The sequence below is a fragment of the Pseudonocardia hierapolitana genome (assembly GCF_007994075.1).
Lineage (GTDB): Bacteria > Actinomycetota > Actinomycetes > Mycobacteriales > Pseudonocardiaceae > Pseudonocardia > Pseudonocardia hierapolitana.
In genome coordinates, this window is sequence record NZ_VIWU01000001.1 from 8,764,582 (window position 1) to 8,783,857 (window position 19,276).

The window sequence follows — 19,276 nt, forward strand, 5'->3', positions numbered from 1 at the left end:
GAGATGACGATCATGCCGAAGGTCCACGCCGCAGCCGCCGTGCAGGCACTGCACCCCACGGACCCCCACCGCATCGGCCCGTACCAGGTGCTCGGTGTGCTCGGCGCGGGCGGCATGGGCCAGGTCTACCTCGCAGCCGGGCCCTCCGGGCTCGTCGCGGTGAAGGTGGTGCACCCCGCGCTCGCCCCCGACCGGCAGTTCCGCACGCGGTTCGCGCGGGAGGTCGAGGCCGGGCGCCGGGTGCGCAGCCCCTGGACCGCGGCGGTCGTGGACGCCGACCCGGACGCGAGCACACCGTGGCTCGCCACCGAGTACGTCCCGGGCGTGCCGCTGAGCCAGGCGATCGCCACCACGGGACCGCTTCCGCCGCCGACCGTGGCCGCGCTCGCCGCGCACCTGGCTCGCGCGCTCGCCGCGATCCACGAGGCGGATCTCGTGCACCGCGACGTCAAGCCCGGGAACGTCCTGCTCGCCGCCGACCGGCCGAAGATGATCGACTTCGGCATCTCGAGCGCCCTCGACGGCACGCGCATGACCAGCACCGGCATGGCGGTGGGCACCCCGGCGTTCATGTCCCCGGAGCAGGCCGACGGCGCCGAGCTCACCACCGCATCGGACCTGTTCTCGCTGGGTTCGGTGCTCGTCTGGGCCGCGACCGGGACGGGACCGTTCGGCGAGGGCAGCCCGGTCACCCTGCTGCGCCGGATCCTCACCGCGGAGCCGGCGCTTGGGGCACTCACGGGTCCCGTCCGCGACCTGGTGGCCGAGTGCCTGCACCGGGACCCGGCCGCCAGGCCGACCGCCGCGCAGCTCGCCGAGCGCCTCCCGCCCGCGCCGGTCGGGACCGGCTGGCTCCCGTCCGGCGTCGCCGCGCTCGTGACCGCCCCGGCCACGAACCCCGGGCCGATGACTCCCCCGCCGCCACCCGCACGCGGGGTGTCGCGGCGCGGCCTGCTCGCCGGGCTGGGCGCGGTGCTGGGAACAGCGGCGCTCGGTGGCGTCGGGGCGACGGCGGCCGGGCTGTTCCGCACCGGCCCCGGCCCGGCCACCGGCGCCCCGGCCGGCCCGACCCGGACGGCGACGCCGCGGTGGACCTACCCCACCGGCGGGCCGCTGACCTGCATGGTCGCAGGCGACGGTGTCGTCCACGCCGCGGGGGCTGACGCCGTGGCCCACGCGATCGACGTCCGCACCGGCCAGGCCCGGTGGACGTACTCGCTGCGCGGAGGCGGCAGCAGCCACCCGCCTGCGGTCGTCGACGGCGCCGTCTACATCGACGACGACCGGATGACCGTGTACGCGCTCGACGCCACCGGGGCGCTGCGCTGGGAGGAGCGGGGGCGCCTGATCGCCGCGGGTGCCGGGACCGTGCTCGCCGCCACCACCGAGGACGCCCGCAACCACGTCACCGGATACGACGCGGCCACCGGCCGGGTGCGGTGGAAGTCCGTCGTCGACGGCGCCCCCTGGGAGGGGTTCGCCCTCGACACCCCCGGCGCCGCCGCGGACGGGCGCGCGCACGTCGGCCTGAAGCACGCCCTGCGCACGCTCGATGCCGTCACCGGCACCACGCTCTGGGAGCAGCCGCTTCCCGACCTGGACACCGTGACGGTCGCGGGCCCGATCGTGTACGGCACGGGTGGATCCCCGACCGCGCACTCCACCCTCGTCGCGTTCGACGCGGCAACCGGGCGGGAGCTGTGGCGCCGCACCGTCGAGGACCGGTACGGGCGGATCGCGGTCCACGACGACACCGTGTACGTCGACGGGGGCAACGGCGTCGGCCTCTCGGCCCTCGACGCGCAGACCGGGGAACCGCGGTGGGAGCTGGGCCGCGGCACGTCCTACAGCAGGGCGATGTACGGCACCGCACCCGTGGTCGCCGGCGACACCTGCTACATCGGCGGCATCCGCGTCGGCAGGCTCGACCCGACGCCCGCATTCACCCTCTTCGCCCACGCCACCGACACCGGGGAGGAACGCTTCACGATCGACCTCGCCCTCGACACGGGCTACACCGCGTCCATCGCGCTCGTCGGGGACACCCTCGTGCTCGGCTCCGAGCGGTTCGACGCCACATCGGGCGCGATCGTGGGCATCGCGTGAGGGCGGACGATCCCTACCGCCGCGGCTGCTCGCTCGGCCCCACGTGGTCGGCGAGCCATTCCGTGAGCGGCTGCAGCTCCCGCCATGCCCCGGCCACCCGGTCCAGGGTGCCCGGCTCGTGCAGCACGTCGTCGGGCTCCCAGGCGCGCCATGCGTACAGGCCCTTGTGCCGCAGCAGGTCGATGCGCGGGTGGTCCGGGTCGAAGCCCTTGGGCCGGGTCTTCAGGGTCTCCCCCGCCAACGTCAGCGCCTGCAGCGCCGCGATCCGCTTCTCCAGGTCACCGCCGCGCCGGTCGTCTGCCACGGCCGTGCGGTAACGGGCGACCTGATCGGGCGCCATCCGGTAGTAGCCACCCGCGACCAGCAGACCGTCGGAACCGACCTGCACGTAGAACGGCCCGACGGTGGCGCCGCAGTGGGTCTTGTACGGCGTCTTGTCGTGCGAGAACCGGACGTCGCGGTACGGCCGGAAGATCTTGCCCGGCCCGAACTCCGGCTCCAGCTCGGCGAGCAGCGCCTGCATCGGCGCGCGGACGTCCGCCTCGTACACCGCCCGCTGGTCGGTCCAGTACGCCTTCGAGTTGTCGGCGACGAGACCGTCGTAGAACTCGACCACGCCCTCACCGAAACCCGTGAACGTCATGACGTGCGGTCACCCGCCTCGGCAGGGTCCTTCTCCTGCGCGGTGTCCTTCTCGGTGTCCTTCTCCGCGTCCATCTCCGCGTCCTTCTCCGGCGCCTTCGCGACGCCCTCCTCCGCAGGCGGCTCGGACTCCTCCGCGCTTCCGACCGGCGCGGGCTCGACGGCCGCCGCCGGGCCCTCGAGCACCTCGCGGGGCTTGCGAACGAGCGCGATGTAGAGCACCGCGGCAGTGAACACCACCACGGAGACCACGACGTTGATCCGGATGTCGCCGAACACACGGGTGGCGTGGTCGGTGCGCATCTGCTCGATCCAGAACCGCCCCGCGGTGTAACCCGCGACGTACACCGCGAAAGCGCGCCCGTGGCCCAGGCGGAACCGGCGGTCGGCCCACACCACGAGCACGGCGACGAGCACGTTCCACAGCAGCTCGTACAGGAACGTGGGGTGCACCACCTGGACGGGCGTGTGGTCCAGCGCGACGCCGCCCAGGGCGTCGGGGAACCCGGTGGCCGGGTCGACCCGGTCGTAGATCTCGAGCCCCCACGGCAATGTGGTGGGCGCGCCGTAGAGCTCCTGGTTGAACCAGTTGCCCAGCCGCCCGATCGCCTGCGCCACCACGATGCCCGGCGCCACCGCGTCGGCGAAGAAGCCCAACGGCACACCGTGTCGCCTGCACCCGATCCAGGCACCGACGCCGCCGAGCGCGACCGCGCCCCAGATCCCCAGGCCGCCCTCCCAGATCCGGAGGGCGCCCAAGGGGTCACCGCCCGGGCCGAAGTAGGTCTGCCAGTCGGTCAGCACGTGGTAGAGCCGGCCGCCGACCAGCCCGAACGGCACCGCGAACACCGCGATGTCGGTGACGGTGCCCTGCTGCCCCCCGCGCGCCACGAAGCGTCGCTCGCCCCACAGGACCGCGACGATGATGCCGGCGATGATGCAGAGCGCGTACGCCCGGATCGGGATGGGACCGAGCATCCAGACGCCGCGGTCCGGACTCGGGATATTCGCCAGCACTGTGACGACGGCAGGGCTCACGTCGCCACGGTAGCGCCACGATCCCGCGGCGGCGGGAGCGGTCGGCCTCCGGCGGGAACGATCACCTTGTCGCGACGTGCAGCCCCTGCTCCGCCCACCGGCGGGCGGGGCCGCTCAGGCCGGCTGCGGGGCTGCCCGGCGCACGCCGCCCGCCAGCTCCTGCGCCAGCGCGCGCACGCCGTCGGCACCGGCGTTCTCGGCCGCCGTGACGAACGCGGAGCCGACGACCACGCCGTCGGCGAAGCCCACGACCTCGGCGGCCTGGTCGGCCGACCGGACGCCGAGCCCGACCGCGACCGGCAGCGAGGTGTGGGCGCGGCAGCGGGCCACGAGCGCAGGCGCGGTGCTCGCGACGGCGTCCCGAGCACCGGTGACGCCCATCGTGGACGTGGCGTACAGGAAACCGCGGGTGGCCGCCGCCGTGGACGCGATCCGCTCCTCCGTGGACGAGGGCGAGACCAGGAAGGTCCGGTCCAGGCCGTGCGCCTCGGAGGCGGCGAGCCACTCGTCGGCCTCGTCGGGGATCAGGTCGGGCGTGATCAGGCCGAGCCCGCCTGCCGCGGCGAGGTCACGGGCGAACGCGTCGACGCCGTAGCGCAGCACCGGGTTGTAGTAGGTCATCACGACCGCCCGGCCGCCCGCGGCGCTGACCCGCTCGACGACCGAGAACACGTCGCGCAGCCGGAAGCCGGCGCGCAGGGCGGTGTCGGCGGCCGCCTGGACCGTGGGCCCGTCCATCACCGGGTCCGAGTACGGGATGCCGACCTCGAGCAGGTCGCAGCCGCCCTCGGCCATCGCGGTGAGCCGTTCCACGGACCCGTCGACGGTCGGGTAGCCGGCAGGCAGGTAGCCGACCAGGGCACCCCGGCCCTCTGCCCGTGCCGCCTCGAAGATCTTCCGAACCTCGCTCATCGCTCGGCCTCGCTGGCGCTCGGCCGGCGCTTCGCGCAGGCGCTGTGTCCATGATTCGCTCGCTGACGCTCGCTCATCGGGGCGGCCCCTCCGTCAGGCTGGCTTCGGCGATCGCGGTGCCGCTCGCCTCCTCGGCGCTCTCCTCCTCGGAGATCATGCCGAACCACTTCGCCGCCGTGTCGACGTCCTTGTCCCCGCGCCCGGACAGGTTCACGAGGATCACCGCCTCGGGCCCGAGCTCCTGGCCCAGCTTCAGCGCACCCGCCACGGCGTGGGCCGACTCGATGGCCGGGATGATCCCCTCGGTGCGCGAGAGCAGCGCGAACGCGTCCATCGCCTCGGCGTCGGTGATCGGGCGGTACTCGGCGCGGCCGATGTCCTTGAGCAGCGCGTGCTCCGGCCCGACCCCCGGGTAGTCGAGCCCTGCCGAGATCGAGTGCGACTCGGCCGTCTGCCCGTCCTCGTCCTGCAGCAGGTACGACAGCGCGCCGTGCAGCGCGCCGGGGGAGCCCGCGGTCAGGGTGGCACCGTGGCGCCCGGTCTCCACCCCGTCACCGCCCGGCTCGAGGCCGACCAACCGCACGCCGGGATCGTCGAGGAAGGCGTGGAAGATGCCGATCGCGTTGGAGCCGCCGCCGACGCAGGCGGCCACCACGTCCGGCAGCCGCCCGACGCGTTCGAGGACCTGCTCGCGCGCCTCGAGGCCGATGATCCGGTGCAGGTCGCGCACCATCGTCGGGAACGGGTGGGGCCCGGCGGCGGTGCCGAGCAGGTAGTGCGTGTCGTCGACGTTCGTGACCCAGTCGCGCAGGGCCTCGTTGATCGCGTCCTTCAGCGTGCGCGAGCCGGTCTTCACCGGCACCACCTTCGCGCCGAGCAGCCGCATCCGGGCGACGTTGAGGGCCTGCCGTTCGGTGTCGACCTCGCCCATGTAGACGACGCACTCCAGGCCGAGCAGCGCGCAGGCGGTGGCGGTGGCCACGCCGTGCTGGCCTGCGCCGGTCTCGGCGATCACCCGCTTCTTGCCCATCCGCTTGGTGAGCAGCGCCTGCCCGAGCACGTTGTTGATCTTGTGCGAGCCGGTGTGGTTGAGGTCCTCGCGCTTGAGCAGGATCCGCGCGCCGCCCGCGTGCGCACCCAGCTTCGGGGCGTCGCTCAACGGGGACGGCCGGCCGGTGTAGTCGCGGTGCAGGCGGTCGAGCTCGTCGAGGAAGTCCCGGTCGCCACGGGCCTTCTCGTACACGGTGGTGAGCTCGTCGAGCGCCGCGACCAGCGCCTCGGGGACGAACCGGCCCCCGTAGCGGCCGAAGTGGCCCCGCTCGTCAGGCTCGTGCTCCGACGGGTGCGCGACCCCGTCGCTCGCCTTGCTGTGCGTACTCACCGCACCATTCTCGAACACGACGGGTGGAAGCCCGCAGCCACCAGGCTGCGCACGGTCCCGCCCGGGTCTCCGCTGGTGACGAGGCCCTCCCCGACGAGCACCGCGTCGGCGCCCCATCCGGCGTAGGTGAGCAGGTCGCCAGGGCCGCGCACACCGGACTCGGCCACCCGCATCACGTCGGTCGGCAGGCCGGGAGCGATCCGCCCGAAGATCGTGCGATCGACCTCGAGGGTGTGCAGGTTGCGCGCGTTCACCCCGATGACCTTGGCGCCCGCTTCCAGCGCGCGGTCGGCCTCCTCCTCGGTGTGCACCTCGACGAGCGCGGTCATCCCGAGCGACTCCACGCGGTCGAGCAGGGCGTCGAGCGCGTTCTGCTCCAGCGCGGCGACGATCAGCAGCACCAGGTCGGCACCGTAGGCCCTGGCCTCGTGCACCTGGTACGGGCTCACCACGAAGTCCTTGCGCAGCACCGGCACGTCGACCACGGTGCGCACCGCGGCGAGGTCGGCGAGCGACCCGCCGAAGCGGCGCCGCTCGGTGAGCACGCTGATCACCCGCGCGCCGTTCTCGGCGTACGACGCAGCCAGCTCCGCCGGGTCGGCGATCTCCGCCAGATCACCCTTCGACGGGCTCCGCCGCTTCACCTCGGCGATCACCCCGATACCCGGGGCGCGCAGTGCGGCCAACACGTCCCGCGGAGGCGGGGCCGCCGCCGCCCGCCGCTTGATCTCCGCGAAGTCGACCTCCGCCTCGCGCACCGCGAGATCGGCCCTGACACCGTCAACGATGGAATCGAGGACACTCGCTCCGCCGTTCGTCATGGCAGCTGTCCCCCTCTCCGGATAGGGCCGGGCGCGAATCATGCTAGACAGGCGCGCTTCGCGGCCCGTCGCCAGGATCGTCCCCCGCGTCGCCGGGCGGTGCGTCGGCGGGGTCGATCGTCGGGTCGCGGCCCTCGTCGAGGTCCTGCCACGCGGCCCGGTCCGGGTCGCGCTCCACCCGTCGCTCCCCCGGCGCCGCATAACGCGCGCCGAACCGCGGGAGGCGCGGCTCCCACGCCAGCGCGACCACACCCGCCGCGAGCAGCACGACCGCGCCTGGTAACGCGAGCACCGGACCGGCAACCGCGGCGAGCACTGCCTGCACCAGCCCGGCCGCCGCCAGCAGCCCGCCGACCACCCTGCGCAGCACGCCCGCCGTCGCCACCACCCCGGCCACCCCTGCCAGGGCGAGCAACGCGAGCCCGGACAGCGCCGGCTCACCCGCCGCGGCCGACGCACCCCACAGGAGCCCCGCAGCCACCACCAGCGCCACACACACGGCGACCAGCACGCGCGGGTTCCGAGCCGTGCCACCGCCGGTGCGCAGGCCCCTTCGATCGCGGGAGTCCATCACCGTCGACCGTAGTGGTGCGGAGCCCGTGGCAGCCTCGGCCGTCGGTACCGGCAGCGCCACCGGTCGGCTCCGGCGCGCAGTCCGGTAGGACTACGGATTGCCCGTGGTCGCATCGCCCCGCGAAGCTGATCACGTGCAGATCGCTCCCCGCACGATCGCGGTCATCGTCACCGCTGTTCTCGCCGCCGGGCTGCTCGGGTTGGCGATGTGGCCGAGGTCCGGCTGCTCCGCAGGCCCGACCGATCGAGCGTTGCCCGCCTCGGCCGATCTCACCGCTGGGACCACGCCCGCGGGGCATCTGCGCACGGTCGGCACCCAGGTGGCGGCGCGCTGGAGCCTGTTGGGGGACCACCCGGAGCAGCGCGGCGGGGAGTGGGAACCGTGGTTCACGGCCGCTGCTGTCGCGGGCGACCTGGTGGTCATCGGGCATCGGCCCGATCCGACCGGCTGGTTCGGATCCGACTCGACCGTGCTCGCCGCCTACGACGCCCGCACGGGCGCGACGCGTTGGCAGATCGACGGACCGGCGATCAACGACACGCCGTTCCTGCTGCCCGGGGCGCCGGGACAGCTGTTGATGTTCGACAAGGACGACGGAGACGTGACCGCGGTCGACGCGACCACCGGCACCGTCGCGTGGTGTACCGACACCGCTGACGAGGAGTGGGGCGCCGAGATCGTGACCGCTGACGCCGAGCGCATCGTCCTCGGTTCACACGGCGGCGGCTCGCGACTGCGCGCACTCGACCCCGCTACCGGGAACGAGCTGTGGGAAGTCGCGTTCGAGGCGGGCAGCGCCGCGCCGGTGCTCGCCGGAGACGTCGTGCTGGTCGATGCCGTGCCCGAGGACCGCACCGGCAACGAGCTGCGGGCCTACGACGTCGCGACCGGCACGATGCGCTGGGCGGCCCGGGCACACCTGCCGCCCGACCTCGCGGGCGGCACGGCCGCAGCGGTCGTGGCCACCACCTCGGGCGACGGCCGCCTCGTCACCGCGCTCGACCCGCACACCGGCGAGCCGATGTGGATCGCCGCCGTCGGAACGGACGGCAGCTCCACCCCGCGCTTCCGGGTCCTGCACGTCCTCGACGAGGGTGTGCTCGTCGCCGTCGACAGCGAACTCGTGCTCCTCGATGCCGCAACCGGCGCCACGCGCTGGGCGGCGCCGGGGCTGATCGACGGCATGTACGCCTCCGGGTTGCTCGTCCTGCACGGCCCGACGCGGCTGCTCGTCAGTGGCTCGGACCAACTCGCCGCCGTGGACGTCGCGACCGGCGCCGTGACCGCGACCCGCACCGAGGGCGAGTACGTGATCACCGCCGCCCGGACCGGCGATGTCGTCGTCACCCTGCAGGGTCCGCGGGTCACCATCCTCACCCCCGGGCCGTGACACACCTCGCCGGCTGCGACCACCTACCGCGGAGTCGTCGAGGCAGCTGAACGGCGGAGCTGCGGGGACGGCGGAGCGAGTGAGGCGGCCCCATCCCCCGTAGCTCGCGCCCCGCCGGTGCGCGCCTCCGGCGGGCCGCTCGGCGGCGGGCCGAGCGTCGCTGCCGTCGCCACCGCCGACAGCACCGCCCGCGCCTTGTTCAGGCACTCCGCGTCCTCGGCTGCCGGGTCGGAGTCCGCGACGATCCCCCCGCCCGCCTGCACGTACGCCACGCCGTCGCGGATCAGCGCGGTGCGGATCGCGATCGCCGTGTCGGCATCTCCGGCGAAGTCGAGGTAACCCACGATCCCGCCGTAGAGCCCTCGCCGCGTCGGCTCCAGCTCCTCGATGATCTCCATGGCCCGCGGCTTCGGCGCGCCGGAGAGCGTGCCCGCGGGGAAGCAGGCCGTGACCGCGTCGAACGCGTTGCAGTCGTCGCGCAGCCGTCCCGTGACCGTCGACACCAGGTGCATGACGTGGCTGTAGCGCTCCACGGAGAAGAAGCTGTGCACCTTGACCGTGCCGGGCTCGCAGACCCGGCCGAGGTCGTTGCGCCCGAGGTCGACGAGCATCACGTGCTCGGCGCGCTCCTTCTCGTCGCTGCGCAGCTCCTTCTCCAGGAGGACGTCCTCCTCCTCGGTGTCCCCGCGCCAGCGGGTGCCGGCGATCGGGTGCGTCGTCGCCGTGCCGTCCCGCACCGTGACCAGCGCCTCAGGGCTGGATCCGACGATGTCGAACCGCTCACCGGCGGCCGATTCCAGGCGCAGCAGGTACATGTACGGGCTGGGGTTGGTGGCCCGCAGCACGCGGTAGACGTCGAGCGGGTCGGCGCGGCAGTCCGACTCGAACCGCTGCGACACCACCACCTGGAAGGCCTCGCCCGCGCGGATCTGCTCCTTGGCCGCCTCCACCGCGGCGTGGTGCTCCGGGGCCGTGCGGCGGCGGGTGAAGCGCGGCTCGGCCGGCCGGAACACCGCCACCGTGGACGGCGCGGGCGCGGCGAGGTCGGCGGTCATCCGGTCCAACCGGGCGACGGCGTCGTCGTAGGCCTCGTCCACGCGCTCGTCTGTGGCGTCCCAGTTGATCGCGTTGGCGATCAGGGTGACCGCGCCCTCGTGGTGGTCGACCGCGGCGAGGTCGGTGGCCAGCAGCATCACCAGCTCGGGGATGCGCAGGTCGTCGACGGCCAGCTCGGGCAGCCGCTCCAGCCGCCGCACCACGTCGTAGCCGAGGTAGCCGACCATCCCACCGGTGAGCGGCGGCAACCCGGGCAGCCGCTCGCTGCTCAGCTCCTCGACCACCGTGCGCAGGGCGGCGACGGGGTCGCCCGAGGTGGGCAGGCCGACCGGCACCTCGCCGGTCCACACCAGCTCGCCGTCCACGGCCGTGAGGGTGGCGCGGCTGCGGGCGCCGACGAACGACCATCGCGACCACGACCGCCCGTTCTCCGCCGACTCGAACAGGAACGTGCCGGGCCGGTCACCGGCCAGCTTGCGGTAGACCCCGACGGGGGTCTCGTCGTCGGCGAGCAGCCGCCTGGTCACCGGGATCACCCGGTGCTCGACGGCCAGCGCTCGGAACTCCTCGCGGCTGGGGGTGACCGCTCCGAGGGCGCCGGGCGGCGCGGATACGGTCATGCGCTCATTATCGCGGCGCGCTCTCGACGCACCTGCAGAAGGCTCTCAGTTCGGGGGCGAGAAGATGTGCACGTGGCCGCCGTACCCGACGAGAGCACCGAACTGGCAGGAAAGGACGGACCCCGCCGCCGCGGACGCCGTCCCGGTGGCGGCGACACCCGTGCTGCGCTGCTCGACGCCGCCCGTGTGGTGTTCGCCGAGCGCGGCTACGACGGCGCGACGGTGCGGGCGATCGCCGAGCGGGCGGGCGTGGACCCGGCGATGGTCAACCACTGGTTCGGCGGCAAGGAGCCGCTGTTCGTCGCGGCCCTGAACCTGCCGGTCGACCCGGCGGCGGCGCTCAACGAAGTGCTCCCGGGCGACCCCGAGCTCCTCGCCGAGCGGATCCTCGGCCGGTTCCTGCAGCTCTGGGACACCACCGGCGGCGCCCAGCTCGCCACCTTGATCCAGAGCATCGCCAGCCACGACGCCGCGGCGAGCCTGCTGCGCGAGTTCATCACCCGCGTGCTGGTGATCAAGGTCGTGGCCACGGTGGCGCCGGACCGGCCCGAGCTGCGCGCGACGCTGTGCGGCACGCAGCTGTTCGGGCTCGCGTTCGTCCGCTACGTGCTGAAGGTGGAGCCGCTCGCGTCGGCCGACCACGCCACGATCATCGCCGCGGTGGCGCCGAACCTGCAGCGCTACCTCACCGGGCCGCTGCCGTGAGCCCGTCCACGAACGCCCCGAAGCGCTCCCTGCGGTCGGGGGAGCACAGGAACGGGCAGGTCATGCAGTACGCGTCGGAGGGCCGCTCCACCTCCGGCTCGGTCTTGTAGTACAGGCAGCAGGCGGCCCGCACCGGCACCGTGTAGGTCTCGGTCCCCCACCGCAGCAGCTCCTGCCCGCCGCGGTCGCGCAACCGCGCACCATGGGCGGCGAGCGCGTCGACGAGCGCGGCGCCGACGCCGCGCGCCTCGTCGCGGTCGGCGCCCGCGTAAAGCGGTACGTAGTGGGCGGCGCTGCGGACGCTGTCGGCCGCGCTGTTCCACAGCGGCACGAGCCCGTAGCGGGTGGCGGCGCGCACGGCGTCCAGCAGGGGGCGCAGCGTCGCCACGGCATCGGCTGCCACCCGGTGGAGCAGCACGGCCAGGTCGGGCACCACCTCGGTGCCGGGATGGCCTGCCGCCGGGTCGTCGGGCAGCACGAGGAGCGTGGCGTCGCGCACGGCGAGCAGTTCCGTCTCGGCGTGGATGGCCAGGTGCGCGGCCCGCACGTCCCATGCCCGGCGCTCGAGCACGAGCGCTGCCGTCACGCGGCCAAGCACGGCGTGCACGAGTGCGCCGCCCACCGCGGTGGCGGCCACCGAGGCCAGCCCGGCCGGGTTGTCCCGCTCCCGCGCCTGGGCGCACCACCCGGCGACGTGCGGCACCACGTCCGCCAGCGACGACCAGCCCGGTTCGGCCGGCACGCCGATGCGCGGCGCGTAGGAGTCCGGGTACTCCGGCCGCAGCCCGCGCAACCGCTCGACCGTGGCCGCCAACGCTTCCATGAGGTGAGGCTAACCTGATCATCGCGGGTGACGGAAGGTGGCGTCAGACCGGGCGCCTGGGGTCGATGAAGCCGGACTCGTAGGCGGCCACGACCGCCTGGGTCCGGTCCCGGGCGCCGACCTTGGCGAGCACGTTGCCCACGTGCGTCTTCACGGTCTCGACGCCGACCACCAGCTCGCGGGCGATCTCGGCGTTCGACAGGCCCCGCGCCACGAGGCGCAGCACCTCGCCCTCCCGTTCGGTGAGCCCGGCGCCGCGCAGCGCGTCGCCCCGGCCCCGTCCGCGCGTGGCGACGAGGTCACGCACCGCCGCCGGGAACAGCAGCGACTCCCCTTCGGCGACGGTGCGGACCGCCTGCACGATCTCCGCCGGGCGGGCCCGCTTGAGCAGGAACCCGGTGGCACCGGCCTGGAGGGCGTCGTAGACGTAGCCGTCGTTGCCGAACGTCGTGAGCACCAGCACCCGCGGCGCGCCCGCCCCCCGCGACAGGAGGTGCCGCGTGGCGGCGATCCCGTCGACGGCAGGCATCCGCACGTCCATCAGGACGACGTCGGGCTCGAGCCTGCGCACCAGCCCTGGCACCTCCGAACCGTCGGACGCCTCGCCGAGCACCACGATGTCCCGCTCGGCGTCGAGGATCGCCCTGAGCCCGGCCCGCACCAGCTCCTCGTCGTCCACCAGCAGAACGCGGATCACGACGGCATCTTCTCGGGTCCGATCGGGAGACGCGCGGCGACGCGCCAGCGGTCGCCGTCCGGGCCCGCGGACAGGTCACCGCGCAGCACTCCCACCCGCTCGCGCATCCCGGCGATCCCCCGGCCGCCGCCCACTCGTGGGGGGCCGGGGCCGAGCGGGTTGGTGACCTCCAGCTCCACGGCGTCGGAACCCACCGCGACGCAGACCTCGACCGGCACCGGGCCGGCATGCCGCAGTGCGTTGGTGAGCCCCTCCTGCACGATCCGATAGGCCTCCCGGGACGCCGCCCGCGGCACGGCCCCGGTGGCGCCCCGGCGGTGCAGCGCCACCGGCACTCCGGCCGACCGGGCACCGTCGACCAGCGCGTCGAGGTCGCCGAGGTCCGGCTGCGGGCTCAGGTCACCGCCGTCACCGCCCTCGCCGTCGCGCAGCAGCCCGAGCACGTGGTCGAGGTCGGCGAGCGCGGTGCGCCCCGCATCGGCGATCGCGTCGAGGGCCTTCGCGACGAACGCCGGGTCGCTGTTCAGCACGCGGGCCGCTGCGCCCGCCTGCAACGTCGTGACCGTCAGAGCGTGCCCCACGGAGTCGTGCAGCTCCCGCGCGAGCCGGTTGCGTTCGGCGAGCGCGCGCTCGGCGGCGTGCGCGGCCGCGAGCTCGGCCGCCATCCGCTCCGTGGGCGTCGGCCCGAGCACCCGCGGCGCGAGGCGGGCCAGCGCCGCGCCCCCCACCGACGCGGCGTTCAGCAGCAGGACCGGCAGCAGCGCCCCCACCAGCGGCATCCACCACGCCCGGCCGCCCGTCGGGAACGGCGCCAGCAGGAGCCACGGCGCGAACAGGAACCCGATCGTCGTGGGGAAGACGATCAGCGTGACCAGCGCGGTGAGCCCACCCGCGGCCGCGTTGACCAGCAACCAGACGGCGGCCCGACGACGGCCCGGCCAGGAGTCGACCGTGGCCGGGTCCGGCTCGCGGACTTCGGCGCCGAGCAGCGTGCGGGCCGCGGTGATGGCCAGCGAGCGGACGCCCGGGACGAGGGTGACACCGACGGCGATGCCCGCGGCAGGCACCACGAGCAGAACCGTCGTGAGCACGTCGAGCCCGCCGCCCGCCACCGTCGAGACGATCAGCGCGGCGAGGGCCACGTAGGGAAGCAGGATCACCGCGCCCAGGAGCAGGTGCACGTACCGGCGGTAGGTCAACCCGTCGGTGAGGGGGGCGATGAGGTGCCGGAGGAGGCGGGGCACGCTCTGATCGTCGCAAAGTGTTCGGCCCGGGCCCTCCCCCGCCCGAGGGAGCCGGATCGTCCGGGCGCGGGAGCCGGTGCGCCGCCCGCGGCGCGATCGTGGTGGCCATGACGACCTCACCTGCGGCAGCTCGGATCCCCGCCGGTGTGCGGGCCCTCGGCTGGCTCGCCGCCGCGGGCACCGTGCCCTACCTGACGCTCAAGCTCCTGTGGCTCTCCGGCAGCACGGCCGGTGTCACCGAGCCCGGGTTCCTCGCCGACCCGACCGTCGTGGTGGCCAACGCCGTGACGTTCGGGATGGACCTCGTCGTGATCGGGCTCGCGCTCGCCCTGACCCACGAGTGGGGCGACCGGCTCCCCGCGTGGCTGCTGCTGCTCCCGGCGTGGGTGGGCACCGGGTTCCTCGTCCCGATGGTGGTGGCGGTCATGCCGGCGACCGCGCTCCAGTACGCCACCGACGCACCCGACGCCACGTGGTTCGAACCGTGGCTGCAGCCGCTGGTGTACGGCGGGTTCGCCTGGCAGGGCGTCTTCCTGGTCGCCGCGTTCGTCGCGCACGCGGTGCGACGCTGGTCGGACACCGTCACGACGGTCGCACCGCCGTCGCCCGCGCTCGTGCCGCTGCTGCGCGTGATCGTCGCGGGTGGGTGCGTCATGGCGGCGGCGAGCGCCGGCCTGCACCTGCTGGTCGGGCTGACCGCGGGCTCGGCCCTCACGCTCGGCGTCCAGGCCGCCGACGCCGCGCTCGCGGTGGCCGGCGCCGCCGGGGTGGTCGCGCTGGTCCGGGGCCGCCCGCAGTCGCGGTGGGCCGTCGTCGCGGCCGCCTGGACGGGCAGCGCCGCGATGTTCTCCTGGGGTCTCTACACCGTCGTCGTCCGGATGGCCGGGGGCGGCTTCACCACCTACGGGCCGGCGGCCGGAACCGCGCAGGTCGCGGGCCTGCTCGGCGGGTTCGCCCTCGCGGTGGCCGGGATGCTCGCCCTCGTCGGCACCGGGGAGCGCCGGCGCGGGTGACGGGGGGCGTCGCGTCCCGGCCGGCGTGGGGACGGCCGGGACGCGGGGTCAGGCGGGTGCGTCCACGACCTGGATGCGCACCCGCTTGTTGCCCTTCCCCTTCGACTCGGTGCCGGTCACGCGGACCGCGCCGACCTCGGCGGTGCTCGCCACGTGCGTGCCGCCGTCGGCCTGCTTGTCCAGCCCGACGATGTCGATCACACGCAGCGGGTCGATCTCCCGCGGGATGAGGTTGGCCGCGGTGCGGATCAGTGCCGGGTCGGCGTCGGCGGCGTCGCGGCCGAGGAACTCGACGACGACGGCCCTGGCCGCGGCGAGCTCCTCGTTGATCCGGGTCTCGAGGCGCTTCCCCAGCTCCGCGGAGATCGACTCGAGCGGGAAGTCCAGCCGCCCCGATCCGGGTTCCATGTTGCCGCCGGTGACGGGGATCGCGAACTCGCCCCATACCACCCCGCACAGCACGTGCAGCGCGGTGTGGGTGCGCATCAGCAGGTGCCGGCGCGCCCAGTCGATCTCCCCGGCGAGCCCGGCGCCCGCGCCGGGAAGCTCGGGTGCGTCCACCCAGTGCCAGATGCGGCCGCCCTCCCGCTTCACCCTCGTGACGTTCACGGGCCCGCCGCCCCAGTCGAGCGTCCCGAGATCGTGCGGCTGGCCGCCCCCGCCCGGGTAGAACGCGGTACGGGCGAGCGCCACGCGCCCGCCGTCCCGGTCGACCTCTGTGATCGCGGCCTCGAAGGAGCGGAGGTAGGCGTCGGTGGCGAAGAGCTCCTCGGTCACGCCTCCGACATTAGGACGCCCGGTGTCTTGCTGTTCATGCGGCCGGGACGTCCAGTGCGAAGCGCAGGCGAGGTCGCGCAGGCATTCCTCGAAGACGGGCTCGAGGTCGGTGTAGGCGAAGTCGATTAGTGGCCGAGGTTGACCTGTGCCCTGTGGTGGTCGCCCTTCTCGATCAGGTCGACGAACCCGAGGGCGTAGTCCGCGGCGGAGATCGCACCGCCGTCCTCGGGCTGCACCGCGACCTCGTCGCCGAGCCGATAACGACCGAGTCGTTCGGCGGGCATGTGTGCGCCGAACCTGAGCGCCGGGCTCACGTAGACCCAGTCGAGTGTCGCGGGCGTGGCCGGGAGGTCCTCGATGATGAACGCCGCTCCGTCGCGGATCTCGTCGTGGAGCTCCACGGGGATGAGGCTGAGGTGGCTGGGGTCGGTGACGAAGCGATCCGCCCCGGGCGCAGGGCGCAGCGACGAGGCGCCGCCGACGATGAACAGGCGTACGCCCGCGGCATCGGCCAGACGCGCGATGGTGCGGTGGACGTCGCGGGCGTGGCCGACCAGCGGGCCGCGTGGGGCGATTGCGTCCACGACGATGTCGGAACCCTCGATGACCGAAGACAGCGTTGCTTCGTCGGTGGCGTCGCCTTGGACATAGGTCACGCTCGGGATGGGCGCGTCGGGGAGAGAGCGGCTCAGCGCGGTGACCTGGTGACCGCGAGCAGCGGCCTCCGCGGCGATGGCCGAACCGGCATAGCCGGTGCCGCCGATGACGACAATGCGAGACATGAGGTGCCTTTCTACGGGAGGGGTGGCGTCGGACGACGCGCTGCGATTACCGTATGAGGGCAGCTCTCCCCTGGGAAGAAGGCACCTTGTGGTAACCACCCCGGCCGAGTCGGTGCTCCGCGGCAGCCCCTACCGCGCGGATTGCCCGACTCGCCACATCCTGGATCGCATCGGCGACCGTTGGACGGTGCTCATCGTGGGCGCCCTCTGGGACGGCAGCGCCCGCTTCTCAGAGTTGCGCCGACGCGTTGAGGGCATCTCGCAGAAGATGCTCACCCAGACCCTCCGCGGGCTCGAACGGGACGGGCTCGTGCGCCGCACCGTCTACCCCGAAGTTCCGGTCCGCGTCGAGTACACGCTCACCGAGGCGGGCCGCACCCTGCGCGAGCCGCTGCGCGCGCTGGAGGAATGGTCGATCGCGCACCTCGGCGACGTGTCCGCGTCACAGGAAGCCTACGACCGCGCGGATCGACCTCCTCCTGACTCCACGGATCGCGACGCGTAACGCTGCGGTATCGGCGCTACTCGCTGCGGACAGTCACAACCGGGGCTTGTGCGCGCTTCCTGCCGAGTGTCACGTTGACCCGGAGCGCTCGCAGCATCGCTCAAACGCGTGTCCCGGCGCTACGCGTCGACGTTCGGGATCGAGCGCACGAGCGACCGGCAGATCCTCGAGCTCCAAGAAGAGGTCGGCGAACCCGCCTACGACTGGACGATCTGACCGTTGTTCCCGCCCAGCAGGACATCGGTGTCGAAGCAGGTGTGGGTGCCGGTGTGGCAGGCCGGGCCGGTCTGGTCGACGACGACGAGCAGCGCGTCGCCGTCGCAGTCCAGGCGCACCTCGTGCACGTGCTGGACGTGGCCCGAGGTCTCGCCCTTCACCCAGTACGCCTCCCGCGACCGCGACCAGTACGTGGCACGGCCGGTGGTGAGCGTGCGGTGCAGGGCCTCGTCGTCCATCCACGCCACCATCAGCACGTCGCCGCTGCCGCGTTCCTGCACCACCGCACAGACCAAGCCGTCCGGAGTGCGCTTGAGCCGGGCCGCGATCGCCGGGTCCAACGCCGACTCCGCCACGCGCGTCACCTGACCTCCACGTCCGCGGCGCGCAGGCCGTCCTTGACGTCCTTGATGCGCAGCTGCCCGAAGTGGAAGACGCTCGCGGCGAGCACCGCGTCGGCCCCCGCCCTGATCGCGGGCGGGAAGTGCTCCACCGCGCCCGCTCCCCCGCTCGCGATCACCGGGACGTCCACGACCGCGCGCACCGCGCTGATCATCTCCAGGTCGAAGCCCGCCTGCGTGCCGTCGGCGTCCATCGAGTTGAGCAGGATCTCCCCCACCCCGAGCTCCTGGCCGCGCGCGGCCCACTCGACCGCGTCGATCCCGGTGCCGCGGCGCCCGCCGTGAGTGGTGACCTCCCAGCCCGACGGCGTGGGCTCGCCGCCCTCGGGGACCTTCCGCGCATCCACCGACAGCACGATGCACTGCGCGCCGAACCGGCGGCTCGCCTCGTGCAGCAGCTCGGGGCGCAGGATGGCCGCGGTGTTGATGCCGACCTTGTCCGCACCCGCCCGCAACAGCGTGTCGACGTCGTCGGTGGTGCGGATCCCGCCGCCGACCGTGAGCGGGATGAACACCTGCTCCGCGGTGCGCCGCACGACGTCCAGCATCGTGGCGCGCTCCCCCGACGACGCGGTGACGTCGAGGAACGTCAGCTCGTCGGCGCCCTCGGCGTCGTAGACGCGGGCCATCTCCACCGGGTCGCCCGCGTCGCGCAGGTCGGTGAAGTTGACGCCCTTCACCACCCGCCCGGCGTCGACGTCCAGGCAGGGGATGACACGGACAGCAACTCCCATCAGCCCGCCGCCCGTCCCGCCGGGCGCACGGCACCCACCGCGGAGAGCGCCTCGGGGAGGGTGAAGCGGCCGGCGTAGAGCGCCTTGCCGACGATCGAGCCCTCGATGCCGACACCGGAGGCGGCCAGCTCGGCGAGCGCCACCAGGTCGGACACCTCCGCGATGCCGCCGGAGGCGATCACCGGGGCCTTCGTCGCCCCGGCGACGGACTGCAGCAGGTCCAGGTTGGGGCCGCGCAGGGTGCCGTCCTTGCTGACGTCGGTGACGACGTAGCGGGCGCAGCCGTCGCGGTCGAGCCGCTCGAGGACCTCCCAGAGGTCGCCGCCGTCGCGGGTCCAGCCGCGGGCCGCGAGCCGGTGCTCGCCGTCGACGATGCGCACGTCCAGGCCGACGGCGATCCGCTCGCCGTGCCGCACGATCGCCCGGGCGCACCACTCGGGGTCCTCCAGCGCGGCGGTGCCCAGGTTCACGCGGGCGCAGCCGGTGGACAGGGCGCGCTCCAGCGACGCGTCGTCCCGGATGCCACCGGACAGCTCCACCGCCACGTCCAGCTCGCCGACGACCTCGGCCAGGAGCTCGGCGTTGGAGCCGCGGCCGAACGCGGCGTCGAGGTCGACGAGGTGGATCCACTCGGCACCGTCGCGCTGCCACTGCAGCGCCGCCTCACGGGGGGCGCCGTAGCCGGTCTCGGTGCCGGCCTCGCCCTGCACCAGGCGGACGGCCTGGCCGTCGGCCACGTCGACGGCGGGAAGCAGCGTGAAACTCACACGTCGAGGGTACCGAGCGGGCGCAGGCCCTCCCGGTCGCGCTCGGTGGTCCTGCGCGCAACGGCCGGGCGG

General features: G+C 74.0%; 20 protein-coding genes. 5 read left to right on the forward strand and 15 right to left on the reverse strand.

Features of this window, described 5'->3' with window-relative positions:
- The first annotated feature begins 3 nt into the window (after positions 1–3).
- Complete coding sequence (locus FHX44_RS41435) at positions 4–2,106, forward strand: serine/threonine-protein kinase (RefSeq protein ID WP_147260744.1); 2,103 nt, start codon at positions 4–6, stop codon at positions 2,104–2,106.
- 13 nt (positions 2,107–2,119) lie between these two features.
- Here the strand turns inward: FHX44_RS41435 and FHX44_RS41440 are convergent, their stop codons facing one another.
- From FHX44_RS41440 to FHX44_RS41465, 6 genes are all read right to left on the reverse strand, one after another.
- Positions 2,120–2,749 carry a DUF2461 domain-containing protein gene (locus FHX44_RS41440; RefSeq protein WP_147260745.1) on the reverse strand — a complete coding sequence of 210 codons (630 nt, stop codon included), beginning with the start codon at positions 2,747–2,749 and terminating at the stop codon, positions 2,120–2,122.
- Complete coding sequence (lgt, locus tag FHX44_RS41445; RefSeq protein ID WP_246171060.1) at positions 2,746–3,726, reverse strand: prolipoprotein diacylglyceryl transferase; 981 nt, start codon at positions 3,724–3,726, stop codon at positions 2,746–2,748. Before lgt ends, FHX44_RS41440 begins: the two co-directional genes overlap by 4 nt.
- 174 nt (positions 3,727–3,900) lie before the next feature.
- A complete protein-coding gene (gene trpA / locus FHX44_RS41450; RefSeq protein WP_147260747.1) occupies positions 3,901–4,698 on the reverse strand; it encodes a tryptophan synthase subunit alpha in 798 nt (265 codons plus the stop codon).
- Between the two features lie 73 nt (positions 4,699–4,771).
- Positions 4,772–6,079, reverse strand: coding sequence for a tryptophan synthase subunit beta (gene trpB, locus FHX44_RS41455; protein ID WP_170308694.1), 1,308 nt, complete (start codon positions 6,077–6,079; stop codon positions 4,772–4,774).
- The gene (trpC, locus tag FHX44_RS41460; protein ID WP_147260749.1) at positions 6,076–6,900 is read right to left on the reverse strand and encodes an indole-3-glycerol phosphate synthase TrpC; all 825 of its coding nucleotides are present in this window, start codon (positions 6,898–6,900) and stop codon (positions 6,076–6,078) included. The genes trpB and trpC overlap by 4 nt, the downstream gene beginning before the upstream one ends.
- A 43-nt stretch (positions 6,901–6,943) precedes the next feature.
- Positions 6,944–7,471: a Trp biosynthesis-associated membrane protein gene (locus FHX44_RS41465; protein WP_147260750.1), complete on the reverse strand. Its 528-nt coding sequence runs from the start codon at positions 7,469–7,471 to the stop codon at positions 6,944–6,946.
- Between the two features lie 136 nt (positions 7,472–7,607).
- Here FHX44_RS41465 and FHX44_RS41470 point away from each other — a divergent pair, with 136 nt between their 5' ends.
- Positions 7,608–8,864 carry a PQQ-binding-like beta-propeller repeat protein gene (locus tag FHX44_RS41470; protein WP_147260751.1) on the forward strand — a complete coding sequence of 419 codons (1,257 nt, stop codon included), beginning with the start codon at positions 7,608–7,610 and terminating at the stop codon, positions 8,862–8,864.
- 23 nt (positions 8,865–8,887) lie between these two features.
- On the opposite strand, the gene FHX44_RS41475 is transcribed toward FHX44_RS41470, so the two are convergent.
- Positions 8,888–10,540: an anthranilate synthase component I gene (locus FHX44_RS41475; protein ID WP_147260752.1), complete on the reverse strand. Its 1,653-nt coding sequence runs from the start codon at positions 10,538–10,540 to the stop codon at positions 8,888–8,890.
- 72 nt (positions 10,541–10,612) lie between these two features.
- On the opposite strand from FHX44_RS41475, the gene FHX44_RS41480 reads away from it, so the two are divergent.
- Positions 10,613–11,245 carry a TetR/AcrR family transcriptional regulator gene (locus FHX44_RS41480; protein ID WP_246170876.1) on the forward strand — a complete coding sequence of 211 codons (633 nt, stop codon included), beginning with the start codon at positions 10,613–10,615 and terminating at the stop codon, positions 11,243–11,245.
- Here FHX44_RS41480 and FHX44_RS41485 read toward each other — a convergent pair.
- Genes FHX44_RS41485 through FHX44_RS41495 form a run of 3 tightly spaced genes read right to left on the reverse strand, consistent with a single transcriptional unit; the run spans position 11,226 to position 14,009 of the window.
- Entirely contained in the window at positions 11,226–12,068 is an 843-nt protein-coding gene (locus FHX44_RS41485) for a hypothetical protein (protein ID WP_147260753.1), read from the reverse strand. The genes FHX44_RS41480 and FHX44_RS41485 overlap by 20 nt on opposite strands.
- A 43-nt stretch (positions 12,069–12,111) precedes the next feature.
- Positions 12,112–12,765, reverse strand: a complete 654-nt coding sequence (locus tag FHX44_RS41490; RefSeq protein WP_246170877.1) for a response regulator — start codon at positions 12,763–12,765, stop codon at positions 12,112–12,114.
- A complete protein-coding gene (locus tag FHX44_RS41495; protein WP_246170878.1) occupies positions 12,762–14,009 on the reverse strand; it encodes a sensor histidine kinase in 1,248 nt (415 codons plus the stop codon). Before FHX44_RS41495 ends, FHX44_RS41490 begins: the two co-directional genes overlap by 4 nt.
- A gap of 107 nt (positions 14,010–14,116) precedes the next feature.
- Between FHX44_RS41495 and FHX44_RS41500 the strand changes: the two genes are divergently transcribed.
- Positions 14,117–15,022 carry a hypothetical protein gene (locus FHX44_RS41500; protein ID WP_147260755.1) on the forward strand — a complete coding sequence of 302 codons (906 nt, stop codon included), beginning with the start codon at positions 14,117–14,119 and terminating at the stop codon, positions 15,020–15,022.
- Between the two features lie 48 nt (positions 15,023–15,070).
- On the opposite strand, the gene FHX44_RS41505 is transcribed toward FHX44_RS41500, so the two are convergent.
- Positions 15,071–15,799, reverse strand: a complete 729-nt coding sequence (locus FHX44_RS41505) for an alanyl-tRNA editing protein (RefSeq protein WP_147260756.1) — start codon at positions 15,797–15,799, stop codon at positions 15,071–15,073.
- 125 nt (positions 15,800–15,924) lie between these two features.
- Positions 15,925–16,581: an NAD(P)-dependent oxidoreductase gene (locus FHX44_RS41510; RefSeq protein WP_147260757.1), complete on the reverse strand. Its 657-nt coding sequence runs from the start codon at positions 16,579–16,581 to the stop codon at positions 15,925–15,927.
- Between the two features lie 112 nt (positions 16,582–16,693).
- Between FHX44_RS41510 and FHX44_RS41515 the strand changes: the two genes are divergently transcribed.
- The gene (locus tag FHX44_RS41515; RefSeq protein ID WP_246170879.1) at positions 16,694–17,086 is read left to right on the forward strand and encodes a winged helix-turn-helix transcriptional regulator; all 393 of its coding nucleotides are present in this window, start codon (positions 16,694–16,696) and stop codon (positions 17,084–17,086) included.
- 197 nt (positions 17,087–17,283) lie between these two features.
- Here FHX44_RS41515 and hisI read toward each other — a convergent pair whose 3' ends face one another.
- The 3 genes from hisI to priA are packed head-to-tail and all read right to left on the reverse strand — an operon-like array spanning position 17,284 to position 19,204.
- Positions 17,284–17,667, reverse strand: coding sequence for a phosphoribosyl-AMP cyclohydrolase (hisI, locus tag FHX44_RS41520; RefSeq protein WP_147260758.1), 384 nt, complete (start codon positions 17,665–17,667; stop codon positions 17,284–17,286).
- Positions 17,664–18,437: an imidazole glycerol phosphate synthase subunit HisF gene (hisF, locus tag FHX44_RS41525; RefSeq protein WP_147260759.1), complete on the reverse strand. Its 774-nt coding sequence runs from the start codon at positions 18,435–18,437 to the stop codon at positions 17,664–17,666. The genes hisI and hisF overlap by 4 nt, the downstream gene beginning before the upstream one ends.
- Complete coding sequence (gene priA, locus FHX44_RS41530; RefSeq protein WP_147260760.1) at positions 18,437–19,204, reverse strand: bifunctional 1-(5-phosphoribosyl)-5-((5-phosphoribosylamino)methylideneamino)imidazole-4-carboxamide isomerase/phosphoribosylanthranilate isomerase PriA; 768 nt, start codon at positions 19,202–19,204, stop codon at positions 18,437–18,439. Before priA ends, hisF begins: the two co-directional genes overlap by 1 nt.
- Positions 19,205–19,276 lie beyond the last annotated feature (72 nt).

Excerpts from the sequence above, each read along its gene's own strand:
- FHX44_RS41475 (WP_147260752.1), bottom strand. The coding sequence starts at position 10,540 with ATGACCGTATCCGCGCCGCCCGGCGCCCTCGGAGCGGTCACCCCCAGC.
- trpA (WP_147260747.1), bottom strand. The coding sequence starts at position 4,698 with ATGAGCGAGGTTCGGAAGATCTTCGAGGCGGCACGGGCAGAGGGCCGG.
- lgt (WP_246171060.1), bottom strand. The coding sequence starts at position 3,726 with ATGCTCGGTCCCATCCCGATCCGGGCGTACGCGCTCTGCATCATCGCC.
- trpC (WP_147260749.1), bottom strand. The coding sequence starts at position 6,900 with ATGACGAACGGCGGAGCGAGTGTCCTCGATTCCATCGTTGACGGTGTC.
- FHX44_RS41485 (WP_147260753.1), bottom strand. The coding sequence starts at position 12,068 with ATGGAAGCGTTGGCGGCCACGGTCGAGCGGTTGCGCGGGCTGCGGCCG.
- FHX44_RS41465 (WP_147260750.1), bottom strand. The coding sequence starts at position 7,471 with ATGGACTCCCGCGATCGAAGGGGCCTGCGCACCGGCGGTGGCACGGCT.
- FHX44_RS41510 (WP_147260757.1), bottom strand. The coding sequence starts at position 16,581 with ATGTCTCGCATTGTCGTCATCGGCGGCACCGGCTATGCCGGTTCGGCC.
- FHX44_RS41500 (WP_147260755.1), top strand. The coding sequence starts at position 14,117 with ATGACGACCTCACCTGCGGCAGCTCGGATCCCCGCCGGTGTGCGGGCC.
- FHX44_RS41435 (WP_147260744.1), top strand. The coding sequence starts at position 4 with ATGACGATCATGCCGAAGGTCCACGCCGCAGCCGCCGTGCAGGCACTG.
- hisF (WP_147260759.1), bottom strand. The coding sequence starts at position 18,437 with ATGGGAGTTGCTGTCCGTGTCATCCCCTGCCTGGACGTCGACGCCGGG.
- FHX44_RS41440 (WP_147260745.1), bottom strand. The coding sequence starts at position 2,749 with ATGACGTTCACGGGTTTCGGTGAGGGCGTGGTCGAGTTCTACGACGGT.